The organism is bacterium (assembly GCA_035691305.1).
Lineage (GTDB): Bacteria > Sysuimicrobiota > Sysuimicrobiia > Sysuimicrobiales > Segetimicrobiaceae > DASSJF01.
This window is the reverse complement of record DASSJF010000061.1, coordinates 81073-94215: the sequence shown is the minus strand read 5'-3', so window position 1 is coordinate 94215 and position 13143 is coordinate 81073. Positions and strand designations below refer to the sequence as shown.

Annotated in this window: 14 protein-coding genes; 11 read left to right on the top strand and 3 right to left on the bottom strand. The window is 67.5% G+C overall.

Annotated elements, in window-relative coordinates:
- Window positions 1–2: 2 nt before the first annotated feature.
- On the top strand, window positions 3–2840 hold the full coding sequence (locus tag VFL28_11270; GenBank protein HET7265241.1) for a patatin-like protein: 2838 nt from the start codon (window positions 3–5) through the stop codon (window positions 2838–2840).
- A 30-nt stretch (window positions 2841–2870) separates the two neighbouring features.
- Here the strand turns inward: VFL28_11270 and VFL28_11265 are convergent, their stop codons facing one another.
- From VFL28_11265 to VFL28_11255, 3 genes are read right to left on the bottom strand one after another with little or no spacing between them, the layout of a single operon-like run.
- The gene (locus VFL28_11265) at window positions 2871–3671 is read right to left on the bottom strand and encodes a class I SAM-dependent methyltransferase (protein HET7265240.1); all 801 of its coding nucleotides are present in this window, start codon (window positions 3669–3671) and stop codon (window positions 2871–2873) included.
- A 7-nt stretch (window positions 3672–3678) separates the two neighbouring features.
- Window positions 3679–4695 (bottom strand): TIGR03617 family F420-dependent LLM class oxidoreductase, encoded by a 1017-nt coding sequence (locus tag VFL28_11260; GenBank protein HET7265239.1) that lies wholly within the window; start codon window positions 4693–4695, stop codon window positions 3679–3681.
- A 7-nt stretch (window positions 4696–4702) separates the two neighbouring features.
- The gene (locus tag VFL28_11255; GenBank protein ID HET7265238.1) at window positions 4703–5362 is read right to left on the bottom strand and encodes an MBL fold metallo-hydrolase; all 660 of its coding nucleotides are present in this window, start codon (window positions 5360–5362) and stop codon (window positions 4703–4705) included.
- Between the two features lie 280 nt (window positions 5363–5642).
- Here VFL28_11255 and lexA point away from each other — a divergent pair, with 280 nt between their 5' ends.
- The 10 genes from lexA (at window position 5643) to VFL28_11205 (ending at window position 13130) form a co-directional block, all read left to right on the top strand.
- A complete protein-coding gene (gene lexA, locus VFL28_11250; protein HET7265237.1) occupies window positions 5643–6272 on the top strand; it encodes a transcriptional repressor LexA in 630 nt (209 codons plus the stop codon).
- On the top strand, window positions 6269–6526 hold the full coding sequence (locus tag VFL28_11245; protein HET7265236.1) for a hypothetical protein: 258 nt from the start codon (window positions 6269–6271) through the stop codon (window positions 6524–6526). Before lexA ends, VFL28_11245 begins: the two co-directional genes overlap by 4 nt.
- A 15-nt stretch (window positions 6527–6541) precedes the next feature.
- Window positions 6542–7051 (top strand): reverse transcriptase-like protein, encoded by a 510-nt coding sequence (locus VFL28_11240; protein ID HET7265235.1) that lies wholly within the window; start codon window positions 6542–6544, stop codon window positions 7049–7051.
- Window positions 7052–7232: 181 nt separating this feature from the next.
- Window positions 7233–7778 (top strand): tetratricopeptide repeat protein, encoded by a 546-nt coding sequence (locus VFL28_11235; GenBank protein HET7265234.1) that lies wholly within the window; start codon window positions 7233–7235, stop codon window positions 7776–7778.
- Between the two features lie 80 nt (window positions 7779–7858).
- Window positions 7859–8197: a thioredoxin gene (trxA, locus tag VFL28_11230; protein HET7265233.1), complete on the top strand. Its 339-nt coding sequence runs from the start codon at window positions 7859–7861 to the stop codon at window positions 8195–8197.
- A 309-nt stretch (window positions 8198–8506) separates the two neighbouring features.
- The gene (locus tag VFL28_11225) at window positions 8507–8863 is read left to right on the top strand and encodes a MerR family transcriptional regulator (GenBank protein ID HET7265232.1); all 357 of its coding nucleotides are present in this window, start codon (window positions 8507–8509) and stop codon (window positions 8861–8863) included.
- A 2-nt stretch (window positions 8864–8865) separates the two neighbouring features.
- Window positions 8866–9330, top strand: a complete 465-nt coding sequence (locus VFL28_11220) for an Hsp20/alpha crystallin family protein (GenBank protein HET7265231.1) — start codon at window positions 8866–8868, stop codon at window positions 9328–9330.
- Between the two features lie 121 nt (window positions 9331–9451).
- Window positions 9452–11371, top strand: coding sequence for a molecular chaperone DnaK (gene dnaK, locus VFL28_11215; protein HET7265230.1), 1920 nt, complete (start codon window positions 9452–9454; stop codon window positions 11369–11371).
- 93 nt (window positions 11372–11464) lie between these two features.
- Window positions 11465–12088 carry a nucleotide exchange factor GrpE gene (locus VFL28_11210; protein HET7265229.1) on the top strand — a complete coding sequence of 208 codons (624 nt, stop codon included), beginning with the start codon at window positions 11465–11467 and terminating at the stop codon, window positions 12086–12088.
- Between the two features lie 40 nt (window positions 12089–12128).
- Complete coding sequence (locus VFL28_11205) at window positions 12129–13130, top strand: DnaJ C-terminal domain-containing protein (protein ID HET7265228.1); 1002 nt, start codon at window positions 12129–12131, stop codon at window positions 13128–13130.
- Window positions 13131–13143: the final 13 nt, after the last annotated feature.

The window sequence follows — 13143 nt, the reverse complement described above, 5'->3', positions numbered from 1 at the left end:
ACGTGCCCGAGGCATCGAAGAGCGGTTCGGCCGTCGCCGCCGGCTTCGACCAAGAGATCCGGTTCGCCGTTGTCATGTACGGCGGGATTTCGCTGGCCATTTACATGCACGGCGTCGCGCAGGAGCTGCTTCGCATCGTGCGCGCCACGTCCGGCGCGAATCTGAACACAGACAAAGTGCCCGACGAAGTCGCGCAGATCTATCAGAAGCTCGGCACCATGGTTCGCGATCTACGGCCGTTGGCCAGGGGCGCGGCTCCGGGACAGGAGATCCCGCGACGCCGCACCCGGTTCGTGATCGATATTCTCTCGGGCACGTCGGCGGGGGGCATCAATGCCGTGTTCCTCGCCAAGGCTCTGGCACTCCGCTCGAAGGGGCTCGATGACTTGCGCCGCACGTGGCTCGACGTGGCGGACATCGACAAGATCTTCACCCGCGGCAGCGCCTTCGCCCCGACGCTGTCGTTATTGAACGGCGACTTTATGTATCAGCAGCTGCACGACGCGTTTCGCAAGATGAACACCGGCGATCATGATCCGGAGCGCGGCTACAGAGCAGTCGAGCAACTCGATCTGTTCGCCACCACGACGGACTTGAACGGAGTCTGGATACCGCTCCAGCTCGCGGACATGAGCGTTCCCGAGCCGGCCCATGCGGGATTTTTCCACTTCCGCTACGACAACATCCCGCTGTCCGGCACCGCGGCCGCCGCCAAGGTCGAGGGCCCGCTGACGAAGCCTCCGCTTCAACGCAACGACTTCGCTCCGGACCTCGACGCGATGCTGGCGTTCGCCTGCCGGTGCACGTCGTCGTTTCCGATCGCGTTTGCCCCCATGAAACTGAGCGATATTCGCCGGTCGATCGGCAACGGAGACTATCGAAAATACGCCGAGCGGTACCAGGGATTCTTCGGTTGGATCCCGCGCGACAAGCTGGTGGACATCGAGCGCCCGTTGACAACCGAGGAGCGCGAGTTGGCCGACGGAGGTTATCTGGACGACAAACCGTTCGACCACGCGATCAACGCGATGAAGTTTCGCGCGGCCCCGTTGCGCCACACTCGCAAGCTGCTGTTCATCGATCCGTTTCCCAAGAACGCCGCCGCGGCATCGGATCAGGCCCACTTCAACTTCCTAGAAAACACGATCCTGGGATCGATCACGCTGCCGCACGATCGCCCGATCCGGGATCAGATCAACCGCATCAAGGCGTCGAACCGGCTGCAAGAACGGCTGCAGGCGGTCCAGGACAGGACGATGACGCCGGATCCGCGCGTGTTGCCGATTGCGCCGGTCAGGGATCTCGCCGCCATATATGGACCGATGTATCAGGCGTACCACGCGGTACGGCTGCTTGACTGCACGGACGACCTCGCGCACACGTTCGGTGGGTTGCCGGAGGGGAGGCTCTCTGAAGACGCCCAGCTCGCCGTGCGGTATGTGGTGCAGGCCTGGCGGGACGCGACGTATGCGCCGAACCCCGTGGCGGGAAGGAAACTGGAAACCCAGTTCTTCGACGAGTTCGACTCCAATTTTCGCATGCGGCGCGCAAGACATCTATTGGAATGGGCGCAGGGCGCGGAGTTCTGGGACGATGCCCCGCAGCCGCGGAACGCGGCCTTACGCGATTTGCTCGTCATACATCTGACCCGCCTGAACCGCAAGCGCGACCAACTGGCGCTTGCGGGCCCCGACAACCCGGCGTGGAACGAACTCGCGGCGCTCGGCGGCATCGTGAACCGTAAGGCGATCGCGCGCATCCTTGAGCCGATCAACGACGACGACCGCCTGGCCCGGGCGGCGGAGATCGTGTCTCAGTCCCTCGAGGAGTTTCGCCGCGCAGCGGACGCCGTGTCACGGAACTGGAATGAATTGTTCGGCCTCAATCGCCGCGAGCTCAAAGAGTTCCTCGACAATGATCCCGACGTGGAGCGCCAGTACCGTTTCTTCGACTTTCATGACATGGTGTCGCTCCCGTTTCTTGAAGGCTCGGATGTCAGCGAGCACACCGAGACCGAGATCTATCGCATCAGCCCCGCCGACGGGATTCAACGCCCGGGCGGCGTCCGGAACAAGCTCGCCGGATATGGCGTGGACGCATTCGGCGCCTTCCTAAAGCGCGAATGGCGCCAGAACGACATCCTGTGGGGCCGGCTCGATACGTGCGAGCGTCTCGTGTCGGCCGTGCTCACGCATCCCGACGATCAGGCGCTGCGCGACGCGTTCGTGAGCGACTTGCGGAGCGCCATCATCCGGCAAGAAGCCGATCTTCGCAGTTCCGCCGATCTCGAGCCGGCGCTTCGAGCGATTCGGGACGGACGCCTGGCCGATTATTTGACCAACCGGTATACGCTGCCGCCCGATCCGCCGCCGGGCGATTCCGCGCGGCGGCTCGGGCGCGCCGCGGACATCCTCGGCCGGATGATCGAGGACGACCTGCAGGTCAAGAATCGGATCACCGGGTTGCTTCGGGGCTTCGGCAGCTTTGTTGTCCAGGCTGTCGCCTTGCTCACGCCCGGAACATTGGGCCGCGTCTTCGTAAGATACTGGCTCGAGTTACTCGCCTTGTCCGCCGCTCTCGTCCGCGCATACGCATGGCTCGCCGGCGACGGATACGCGAAGTCCCTTGGGAACGCGGGGCTGGCGCTCGTGGTGGTGCTGTGGCTCGCGTCCTGGGCCGCCGGCAGCGTCCTCGAGAGTCCGCGCCTCCCGTTTTGGGCGCGTTCGTTGAAGTGGCTCGCGGCGATCCCGCTGGTTGTGGTTCTCGCGATCGTCGTGCGCCACTGGCGCGACGTGCTCGACGTCTGGCCATGGCTGTGGCGCATGGTGGCGGGGCGATGACCGCGTTTTCCGGCTCGGTCGAGAGCCGCCTTATCGCCTGACCGCGACGACCTCGAGGTACTCCGACGGGATGATCACCGTCCCGTCCCGCGCCCGATTGTGCCGGCGGAGCAGCTCTAGCAGATCGCGCTCCAACGCATCCCGCTGCGCGGCGTCCAACGACTCAAAAGTCTTGCGGGCCGGACCGCAGAATTTGCGGCCCTCGATCCATTTCTCCTCCGACGCCGCGCGCAAATGCTGGTACCGGGATTGCACGTGAAGGGACGCCACGCCTGGGTCGAACAGCGTCCGTACGTGGTCCTCGGTGCCCCACAGGACCGGCGGCCGGAGACCCCGCGGCGGAGGCGCGTACCGCGCGTTGATGGCGAAGCTCTGGCCCATGAAGCCGCTCGGCGTCCAGGCGGTCAGCGCGACCGTGCCGCCGGGCCGGCAGACGCGGAGCAATTCCGCCGCCGCGCGCTCATGGTTCGGGGCGAAGATCACACCGACGGTCGACAGCACCACGTCGAAGGTCGCGGCGTCGAACGGGAGATCCTCGGCGTCGCCCTCGCGGAATTCGATCTCCAGCCGTTCCGCGGCCGCGCGCTCGCGGGCGCGTTCGAGGAGCGCCGGCACGAAATCGATGCCGGTGACGCGTCCGCCGCGGCGCGCCGCGGCAAGCGCGGTGTTGCCGCTGCCGGTCGCAACGTCCAGCACCGTCTGCCCGTAGTGCACGTCCGCCGACTCGCAGAGCAGCTCGCCCATGATGACGACGCCCGTGGCGGCGACAGAGAAATCGCCGGTCGCCCAGGTCTCCTGCAGCCGTTTCTTGACCGCGTCGAAGTCGATCACCGCCGCCTCACCTCTCGTGGAACCCGCGTGCCACGCGCGCCCACTTTTCCGGCTCCTCGAGCGTGAACGGCCAGTACGAGGCGACGCGATCCACCAGCCCGGCATACCGCTCGCGCAGCTGATGGCCGACCTCTTCGTAGGTGCCCTGGATCGCGATGGCGTTCAGCAGGCCGTCCGGCACCTGTCCGGCGATCTCGTTCATGCGCCCCTGCGCGACCATCTGCCGAAGCCGGTCGGCCACGTCGGCGTAGCCGAGAATCTCCAGCAGCAGCCGGTACGTCGGCGTCGAGCCGTAGAAGGCGATTCGGGCACGCGCCCGCGCCAGCGTTTCGGCCCGCTCCGCCGCGGTGTCGCCGGGAGCGATCATCACGGGAGCATATAGTTGAAGATCCTCCCGCGACCGGCCCGCCTTCGCCAGGCCCTCGGCCAGGTGGGGCAGCACGAACTCGCGGACGTACGTGACGGAGTGAATCGGGTGCAGGATGAAGCCGTCGGAGACCTCGCCGGCCAAGCGGCAGAGGACTTCGTTGACCCCGGCGATCAGAATCGGGACGGCCGGCTGAGGATTGGGGCCGGGGTTGAAGAACGGGCCCATGAGGTTCAGGTTGTAATACGTGCCCTTGACGCGGAGCGGCGCCCCCTCCTGCCACGTCCGCCAGATCGCGCGCACCGCATGAATGTACTCGCGCAGCTTGGGCGCGGGCGGATCCCAAGCCATCCCGAAACGACGCTCGATGTGCGCCCGCACCTGCGTGCCGATGCCGAGCAGAAACCGCCCGCCGGAGAGCCGCGCGAGGTCCCACGCCGTCTGCGCGGTCAGCATCGGGCTGCGCGAGAAGGCCACCGCGATGCCCGTGCCGAGCTCGAGACGTGACGTGTTGAGCGCGGCGCTCGTCAGGGCCACGAACGGATTGTGCTTCGTATCGTTGGCCCACAGCGCCGCGAATCCCGCGTCTTCGGCCGCGCGCGCGACGGCCGGGACTTCGGTCAGGGCGTCCATCGCGAGCGCGCAGTCGAGCTTCACCGGCGGGCTACTTCCAGGACATCACCCACACTTCGCGGCTCTTGGGCAGCTTGTCCCGGTCAACGGTGACGGTGTGACCGGCGTTCTTGGTCTGCCCTATCACACCGGTGAAGTTCTCCAAGGGGCCGATCGGCCAGCCGGCGTTCACCTCGGTCTTATAGTGCATCGGAATCACAACACGCGGCTGGATCTGATCGAGGACCTGTTTGGCCTGGGCCGCGTCGATCGTGAAATGGCCGCCGACCGGGATCATGACGACGTCCGGATGCCCGATCGCCGTGACCTGCGATTCGTCGAGCAGATGGCCGAGGTCGGCGAGGTGGACAATGCGCAGGCCCTCGCCTTCGATGATGAAGACGGTGTTGCGGCCGCGCTGCGAGCCCTTGGTGTCGTCGTGGTACGTCGGCACCGCCGAGACGCTGACCTTGCCGATGGGCTGCTTCACAATCTTGCGCCAGTCGCCATCCGACAAGCCCCGAACAACGTCGGGTTTGCCCTTTGCCATCGCGACGTTCGTGTGGTCGCCGTGCTCGTGGCTCACAAGAACGGCATCGGCATCCACCGACGGAATCGGGTACCCCACCTTCTCATCGAAGGGGTCGATTAAGATCTTTGTGCCGCCGCTCGTGACGAGAAAGGTCGCGTGGCCAAGATAGGTGATCTGCATTGCGCCCTCCTTTCGCGTGCTCCGGAAGACGGGGAACCTGCGGGGTGAACGGACCCGGGCGACGCGTAGCTTGGTCCGGCCTTCGATGCGGCGCGACGGGTCTCCCGCATCGCGCGGCCCGGCGAGCCATTCCGCGCAAATCGGCGATTCTCGACGGCTGCAGACGCCCGGCGGCGCATAAGGCTCATATCGTACAAATGTTCGGGTCATAGGTGGATTGCTTACCGTACATTAGTTCGATATTATCCACTCTGGAACTATGCCACGCCGGAGGTATCGGATGAAGCGCAATGGCGGTCTGACGCCGCGGCAGCAACAAATCCTGGATTATCTTGTCAAGACGATCCAGGACAAGGGGTATGCGCCGTCGGTCCGTGAGATCGGCGATGCACTCGGCCTGAGCTCGCCGTCGACCGTACATCAACACCTCACCGCGCTTGCCGAGAAGGGCTTCGTCCGCCGTCACGGTGACCGCATGCGGGCGCTCGAAGTCGTCGACAAGACACTCATCCACGACGGCGATTCTGTCCGGCTGCCGCTAGTCGGCCGCGTGTCGGCCGGGACGCCCGTGCTGGCCGACGAGCAGGTTGAGGACCGGATCGAAGTACCGCGCCGCCTCGTCGGAGACGTGCGCGACTGCTTTCTGCTACGCGTCCGTGGCGACAGCATGATCGGCGCCGGGATCATGCCGGGGGACATCGTGATCGTGCGGCGCCAGCGGGCGGCCTCGGCCGGAGACATCGTGGTCGCCGTGATGGGCGAGGACGCCACCGTGAAGCGGCTCGCGACGCTCGAGGGCACGCCGATCCTCAGGCCGGAAAACCCGGCGTACCAGCCGATTCAAGGGGAGTTCGAGATCGCCGGTCGCGTCATCGGGTTGATGCGCGCCTATCAGGGGGTACGGGGATGATGCTTCTGACGACCCGGCGCCGCACCGGGTGGCCTGCCGCCGGCCGCCGGAAGACCGGCGCGCGCGGAAGCCTCAGGCACGCTGCGACCTACCATCGCGGAGCCCCGCCGTTACGCGCCGTGCGGTCATCGGGGACGACGGCCGGGGCCGCGTGGTGGCACCGCGCGATGGACGATCAGGAACTGGTGGGCGCGAAGCTCCTCACGCTCGCGGCGCTGCTCGCGCTTACCGCGGTCCTGGAGCGGGTAGTGTAAGCATAGGAGACGGTGATGGCGATGCTGCAGCTGAACGAACCGAGGACGTCGCCGAAGCTCAAGGTAATTCATGCCTACGTCGCGGCCGCGGAGCCCGTCGACGGCCGGAGCGGCATGGGCGTCGTGTTCGTAGACTCGCGGGGACGTGTCCTCAAGCGCATCGGGCGCTCGCTGCCCGGCGTACGCTCGCACAGCCTTGCCGCGTTTCGCGGAATCCTCTACGCGCTCTGGAACTCGCGCCGCTTCGGCGTGCGCCATGTCGTCGTCCACAGCGACACGCCGGTCGTGGTGGCGCAGGTCAACGGCGACCGCGAGATCGTGAACGACTTGGTCGGCCCGTACCTCGAGGTGCGCGCGCTGCTGCACGCCTATCGCGAGGCGCGCGTGCTGGCCGACAGTTCCGCCTGGGGGCGCGAGGCTGCGGCCATCGCCACCGTCGCCCTCCAGCACAACACCGACGACGTCGTCGAGGACGATCTGCCGCTTTGGTCCGACGCGCCCGCGGCCGGTTCTTCCACTAAATAGCCCGCACCAACCTCGCGCAAGCCCGCTCCGTACACCCTGTGCTATGATCGTGGGGTGGAGGCACCGGACATGGCTCTTCGCAACCTGGAGATCGCGATGGTGCAAATGCTCGGGTTGATGATCATTTCCATTCCGCTGCCGATCGCGCAGTCAATCGGGCACTGAGTATCAGCGCCATCGAGTGAACGCCAAAGACCCGTCTCCCTTCATCGCGCAGGGCGAAGAACGCCGGGCGGCCGGCGATCTCCAGGGCGCGCTGGACGCGTTCTCGAGCGCGTGCGGCGCGGCGCCGGCGTCGGCGCACGCGCACAACAAGCTCGGCACGTGCTACGTCGACCTCGAGCGGTGGGACGACGCGTTCGCGGAGTTCTCGAAAGCGGCGCAGCTGGATCCACGCTACGCACCGGCCCACAGCAACCTCGGCAACGTCTACCGGGAGCGGGGGCGGCTCGATGAGGCGGTGGCGTGCTACCACCGCGCGATCGCGATGGATCCCGAGTACTGGGTCGCCCACCAGAACCTCGGCGTCGTTTTCAAGCAGCAGGGCCGGATCGGCGACGCGGTGCGGGAGTTCAAGGCGGCGACGCGGCTGTCGCTGCGTGCGCCGGCCCGCGGCGAGCCCGGGGCGGGCGCGCGGGCGCCGCGAGGCGGCCGGGCCGGCTGCCTCGGATCCGGAAGCGCGATGCTGATGCTCGTGCTGGCGGTGTTCGCATTGGCACGTCGATAGGCGGCGGTCGGGAATAAATCGAATCCGGGCGGGGTTCTACCCAGGCGGATGACCCTTCTCGCAACGAAAGGAGCCGCTAAATGGCGGGCAAGGCTGTCGCAGTAACGGAGAAGAGTTTCGACGCGGACGTGCTGAAGTCACAGGTTCCGGTGCTCGTCGACTTCTGGGCGACCTGGTGCGGGCCGTGCAAGATGATCGCCCCGATCGTCGAGGAGTTGGCGGGCGAGTACGAGGGCAAACTCGCGGTGCGTAAGCTCGACGTGGACGAGAACGGCACGATCGCCGCCCGGTACAGCGTCATGAGCATCCCGACGCTCGGAATCTTCCGCGGTGGGGAGCTGATCGAGCGGATCGTCGGCTACATGCCGAAGGAGCAGCTGAAGCGCCGAATCGACGCGGCGCTGACCTCCAAGGTCTAAACCCCAGACGACTCGCGTACGGCGGCCGGGCCTCCCGAGAGGCCTGGCCGCCGCGTTTTCGGGACGCCCGCGGATCGGCCGCGTCCCCGGTCCGGGCGGGCGTGACCTTCCTCGGGCCCTTGGTTTTCACGCCCTCCAGAGGCTCCCAAATGCTTGACAATATCATTGTCAACTCTATTGACAGGAGTATCAGCAACTGCTATGCTAACCGAGGACTTCAAAGAGTTCCGAAGACCAGGATCGGGTCGGATGGACACGCAGGATCGGTCGACTCGCAAGACGCCGCACGAGCAGAGGAGCGTACCGGGTGTGAAGGAACGCAGGCCCGACACGCCGGTGTACGTCATCAGCATCGCCGCAGACCTTCTCGGTTGCCATCCGCGCACGCTTCGCATCTACGAAGAGCACGGTCTCATGTCGCCGTCCAGGCGGCGCCGGATTCGTCTGTATTCCGAGCGCGACATCCAGCGCGGCCGGATGATCCGATACCTGATCGAGGAACGCGGCTTGAACCTCGCAGGGGTGCGCCTCATTCTCGAGATTCAGCAGCACTACCACGAGGAGATGACCTGGGTCTTCGACGACGACGAGTCGCCGGACGAGACGCAGGACCACGGGACGACTCAATCTGCGGCCCACAGGGCGCGCAGCAAGGGAGGGAGCTAGGCATGAGCGGTATCATTCGCTGGGACCCCTTCGCAGAGATCGGCACGCTGCGGCGGGCGATGGATCGGCTGCTCGACGACGTCGTGGTGGGGACACGTGCCCCGCGGACGCCGGACAACGGCCTGCCGGCGGCGGCGTGGGAAGCCCCGGTCGAGATGTACGAGACGGGCGACGAGGTCGTCGTGCGGGCGGAGATGCCCAACGTCGATCCGGCGAACGTGGACGTCACCGTGACCAAGGAGGCGATCACGCTGCGGGGCACGGTCCGCCGGGCAGAGGAGAAGGAGGACCGCGCGTACTACCGGCGCGAGCTGCGGTACGGTTCGTACGTCCGCACGCTGCCGCTGCCGGCCGAGGTCACGGGCGGCGAGGCGAAGGCCACGTACAAGGACGGGGTCCTGGAAGTGAAGATCCCGAAGTCGGAGCGGGCCAAGCCGACCACGGTGAAAGTGCAGGTCGCACAGTAAACGCGATGGCGGAGGGGCCGAGCCGCGGCCGCGCCGACGGGCTGCGCGCCGACACAGCGGCGCGCAGCAACGTCATCACAGCCGTAGGCCCGGTCCCGACCGGCACAGGAGGAGCAATCACATGGCAAAGGTAGTGGGGATCGATTTGGGCACCACCAACTCCGTGATCGCGGCGATCATCGGCGGCGAGCCGACGGTCATCGCCAACGCGGAGGGGAGCCGGCTCACGCCCTCGGTGGTCGCCTTTACGAAGACCGGGGAGCGGCTGGTCGGCCAGATGGCGCGCCGTCAGGCGATCCTCAATCCGGAGAACACGGTCTACTCGATCAAGCGCTTCGTGGGCCGGCGCTACAGCGAGGTCGAATCGGAGCGCCGGATCGTGTCCTACAAGGTCGAGGAGGGCAAGAACGGCGCCGCGGTCGTCAACATCCCCGCCGCCGGCAAGACCTTCACGCCCGAAGAGATCTCCGCGATGATTCTGCAGAAGCTGAAGACCGACGCGGAGGCGTACCTCGGCGAGAAGATCGAGAGCGCGGTCATCACCGTCCCGGCCTACTTCAACGACGCGCAGCGCACCGCGACGCGCAACGCCGGCGAGATCGCCGGGCTCAAGGTGCTGCGCATCATCAACGAGCCGACGGCGTCGGCGCTGGCCTACGGCCGGCAGCTCGAGGAGAAACACGCCAAGACGATCCTGGTGTTCGACCTCGGGGGCGGGACGTTCGACGTCTCGATCCTCGAGATCGGCGAGGGCGTCTACGAGGTCAAAGCCACGAACGGCGACACGCACCTCGGCGGCGACGACTTCGACGAGCGCATCGTGAACTGGCTCGCCGACGAGTTCAAGAAGCAGCAGGGCATCGACCTGCGCCAGGACCGCCAGGCGCTGCAGCGACTGCGCGAGGCGGCGGAGCGCGCGAAGATCGAGCTCAGCACCGTCGTGCAGACGTCGATCAACCTGCCGTTCATCACGGCGGACGCGACCGGCCCGAAGCACCTCGACATGACGCTGTCACGCGCCAAGTTCGACGAGCTGACGGCGGACCTGGTCGAGCGGTGCATCGGCCCGTTCAAGCAGGCGCTGTCGGATGCGAAGCTGACCGAGAAGGACCTCAACGAGGTCATCCTCGTCGGCGGGGCGACCCGGATGCCGAGCGTCCAGGAACTGGTGCGGCGGCTCACCGGGACGGAGCCCAACAAGGAGGTGCACCCGGACGAGGTGGTCGCGGTCGGCGCGGCGATCCAGGCCGGCGTGCTGGCGGGCGACGTTCGCGAGGTCGTGCTGCTCGACGTGACACCGCTCTCGCTCGGCATCGAGACGCTCGGCGGGGTGAACACGATCCTGATCCCGCGGAACACGACGATCCCGACGCGCAAGGCGGAGACGTTCAGCACCGCGGAGGACGGCCAGACGGCCGTGGACGTGCACGTGATGCAGGGCGAGCGCCAGATGGCGCGCGACAACCGGACGCTGGGCAAGTTTCAGCTCGACGGCATCGCGCCCGCGCCGCGCGGCGTGCCGCAGATCGAGGTCACATTCGACATCGACGCCAACGGCATCTTGAACGTGTCCGCGAAGGACAAAGCCACCGCGCGCGAGCAGTCGATCAAGATCACCGGCACCGGTACGCTGGACAAGGCCGAGGTGGACCGCCTCGTCAAGGACGCCGAGGCCCACGCCTCGGAGGACCAGAAGCGGCGCGAGGAGGCCGAGGTCAAGAACCGCGGCGACACGCTCGCCTACCAGACCGAGCGCATGCTCAAGGAGGTCGGCGACAAAGTACCGGCCGACGAGCGCGCCAAGGTCGAGACGGCCCTCGCGGAGCTCAAGGAGGCGGTAAAGAGCGCCGACAACGATCGCATCAAGCGCGCGACGGATACGCTGCAGCAGACGAGCTACAAGATGGGCGAAGAGATGTACAAGCGCCAGACGGCCGGGGCGGGCGCGGGGCCGGGCACGGGCGGCGCGCAGGCAGGCGGCACGGGACAGGGCGGCGATGACGTGATCGACGCCGAGTTCAAGCCGTCCGACAAGTCCTAGGCCCGAAATCCAATGATGTTCGCATGCCGCCCCTCGCGGGCGCCGCTAGGCGACTCCGCGCGGGCAAGGTCGCGAACGCAGAGGTAGATACCGATGGAACACGAGGCGCGGCGCGAGGAGCCGGCCCCCGAAGCCGCGGAGGCACGGCCGGAGTCCTCGCGCCAGAACGGCCCGGACGAGCTCGAGGGTCTTTCTATGGAAGATCTGCGGGCGCGGGCCCGAGAGGCAGGCAACGAGGCGCGGCGGAACTGGCAGCAGTTTCTCCACTCCGCCGCCGACCTCGAGAACTACAAGAAACAGGCGGCCCGCGATCGGCAGGACGCGATCGAGCGCACGCGCCGGCAGATGCTGACGCTCGTGCTCGGGGTGCTCGACAACCTCGAGCGGGCGATGGCGTTCGCGGGCGTGCCGGACGGCCCGGCGAAGTCGCTGCTCGAAGGGCTCCGGATGACCCACCGCCAGATCCTCGACCAGCTGCGGGCGATCGGCGTCCGGCCGATCGAAGCGGCGGGGGCGGCGTTCGACCCGCGCCTGCACGAGGCGGTCGCGGTGGTCCCGGCGGAGCAGTCCGCCCAAGCGGCCGGCACGGTCGCCGGCGAAGTGCTGAAGGGCTATCTCCTCAACGACGAGGTGCTGCGCCCCGCGAAAGTCGCGGTGGTCGGCGACGCGTCGAGCGCGAACGGACGCGCCGGCCCGAGCCACGAGGCCGGGCGCTAGATCCGGGCGGCGGGAACGTCGCGCCGCCGCGGAGATGACGATGGAGTTCAAGGACTACTACAAGATCCTGGACGTGCCGAGGAACGCGGACGAGAAGGCGATCCGCCAGGCGTTCCGGCGGCTCGCCCGCCAGTACCATCCCGACGTCAACAAGGACAAGGACGCCGAGTCCCGCTTCAAGGAGATCAATGAAGCGTACCAGGTCCTGAACGACAAGGAACGGCGCGCGAAGTACGATCAGGTCCTGGAGATGCGGGAGCACGGCGGCGGATGGGAAGACATCCTCCGCGGCGCGGGCGCCGGAGCCGGACGCGACGGCTCGACCTTCCGCGTCTACACGACCGGCGACCCCGGACAGTTCAGCGAGTTTTTCGAGCAGCTCTTCGGCGGGCTCGGCGGAGGCGGCTTCGGCGAGAGCGCCTTCGGGACCGCAGCGCGGCGCGGCCGCGCACGGACGCGCCCCCGCGGGGACGCGGGGATCGACATCGAGGAACTGCTCCGGCGGCAGCAGGCGGATCATGCGCCGGCGGACGTCGAAGGCACGGTCGAGATCACCCTCGAGGAAGCGTTCCGCGGGACCAAGCGCACCGTAACCCTTCCGGCGGCGGACGGACGGCCCGCCCGCTCGCTGGACATCACGATCCCGGCGGGAGTGCACAGCGGGCAGCGCGTCCGCGCGGCGGGCGCCGGCCACGGCGGGGACCTGTATCTCCGCGTCGAGGTGCTGCCGCATCCCGTCTTCGCGCGGGACGGCGACGACATCACCTGCGCGGCCGACGTGCCCGTGTGGACCGCGGCGCTCGGCGGCGAGGCGCAAGCGCCGACGCTCGGCGGGCCGGTCACGGTGACGATTCCGGCGGGGACGCGCGAAGGTCGGACGCTCCGGCTCCGCGGTCGCGGGATGCCGCACGTCCGCGGCGGCGGCGCCGGCGACGAGCTGGTGCGCGTGCGCCTGACGCTGCCGCAGCCGCTCACCGACCGCGACCGGCAGCTGTTCGAAGAGATGCGGCGGCTGCACGGCACCGCCACGCCAAACACGTAGCGAGGAACCGCCA

Excerpts from the sequence above, each read along its gene's own strand:
- dnaK (HET7265230.1), top strand. The coding sequence starts at position 9,452 with ATGGCAAAGGTAGTGGGGATCGATTTGGGCACCACCAACTCCGTGATC.
- lexA (HET7265237.1), top strand. The coding sequence starts at position 5,643 with ATGAAGCGCAATGGCGGTCTGACGCCGCGGCAGCAACAAATCCTGGAT.
- VFL28_11220 (HET7265231.1), top strand. The coding sequence starts at position 8,866 with ATGAGCGGTATCATTCGCTGGGACCCCTTCGCAGAGATCGGCACGCTG.
- VFL28_11240 (HET7265235.1), top strand. The coding sequence starts at position 6,542 with ATGGCGATGCTGCAGCTGAACGAACCGAGGACGTCGCCGAAGCTCAAG.
- VFL28_11245 (HET7265236.1), top strand. The coding sequence starts at position 6,269 with ATGATGCTTCTGACGACCCGGCGCCGCACCGGGTGGCCTGCCGCCGGC.
- trxA (HET7265233.1), top strand. The coding sequence starts at position 7,859 with ATGGCGGGCAAGGCTGTCGCAGTAACGGAGAAGAGTTTCGACGCGGAC.
- VFL28_11205 (HET7265228.1), top strand. The coding sequence starts at position 12,129 with ATGGAGTTCAAGGACTACTACAAGATCCTGGACGTGCCGAGGAACGCG.
- VFL28_11255 (HET7265238.1), bottom strand. The coding sequence starts at position 5,362 with ATGCAGATCACCTATCTTGGCCACGCGACCTTTCTCGTCACGAGCGGC.
- VFL28_11210 (HET7265229.1), top strand. The coding sequence starts at position 11,465 with ATGGAACACGAGGCGCGGCGCGAGGAGCCGGCCCCCGAAGCCGCGGAG.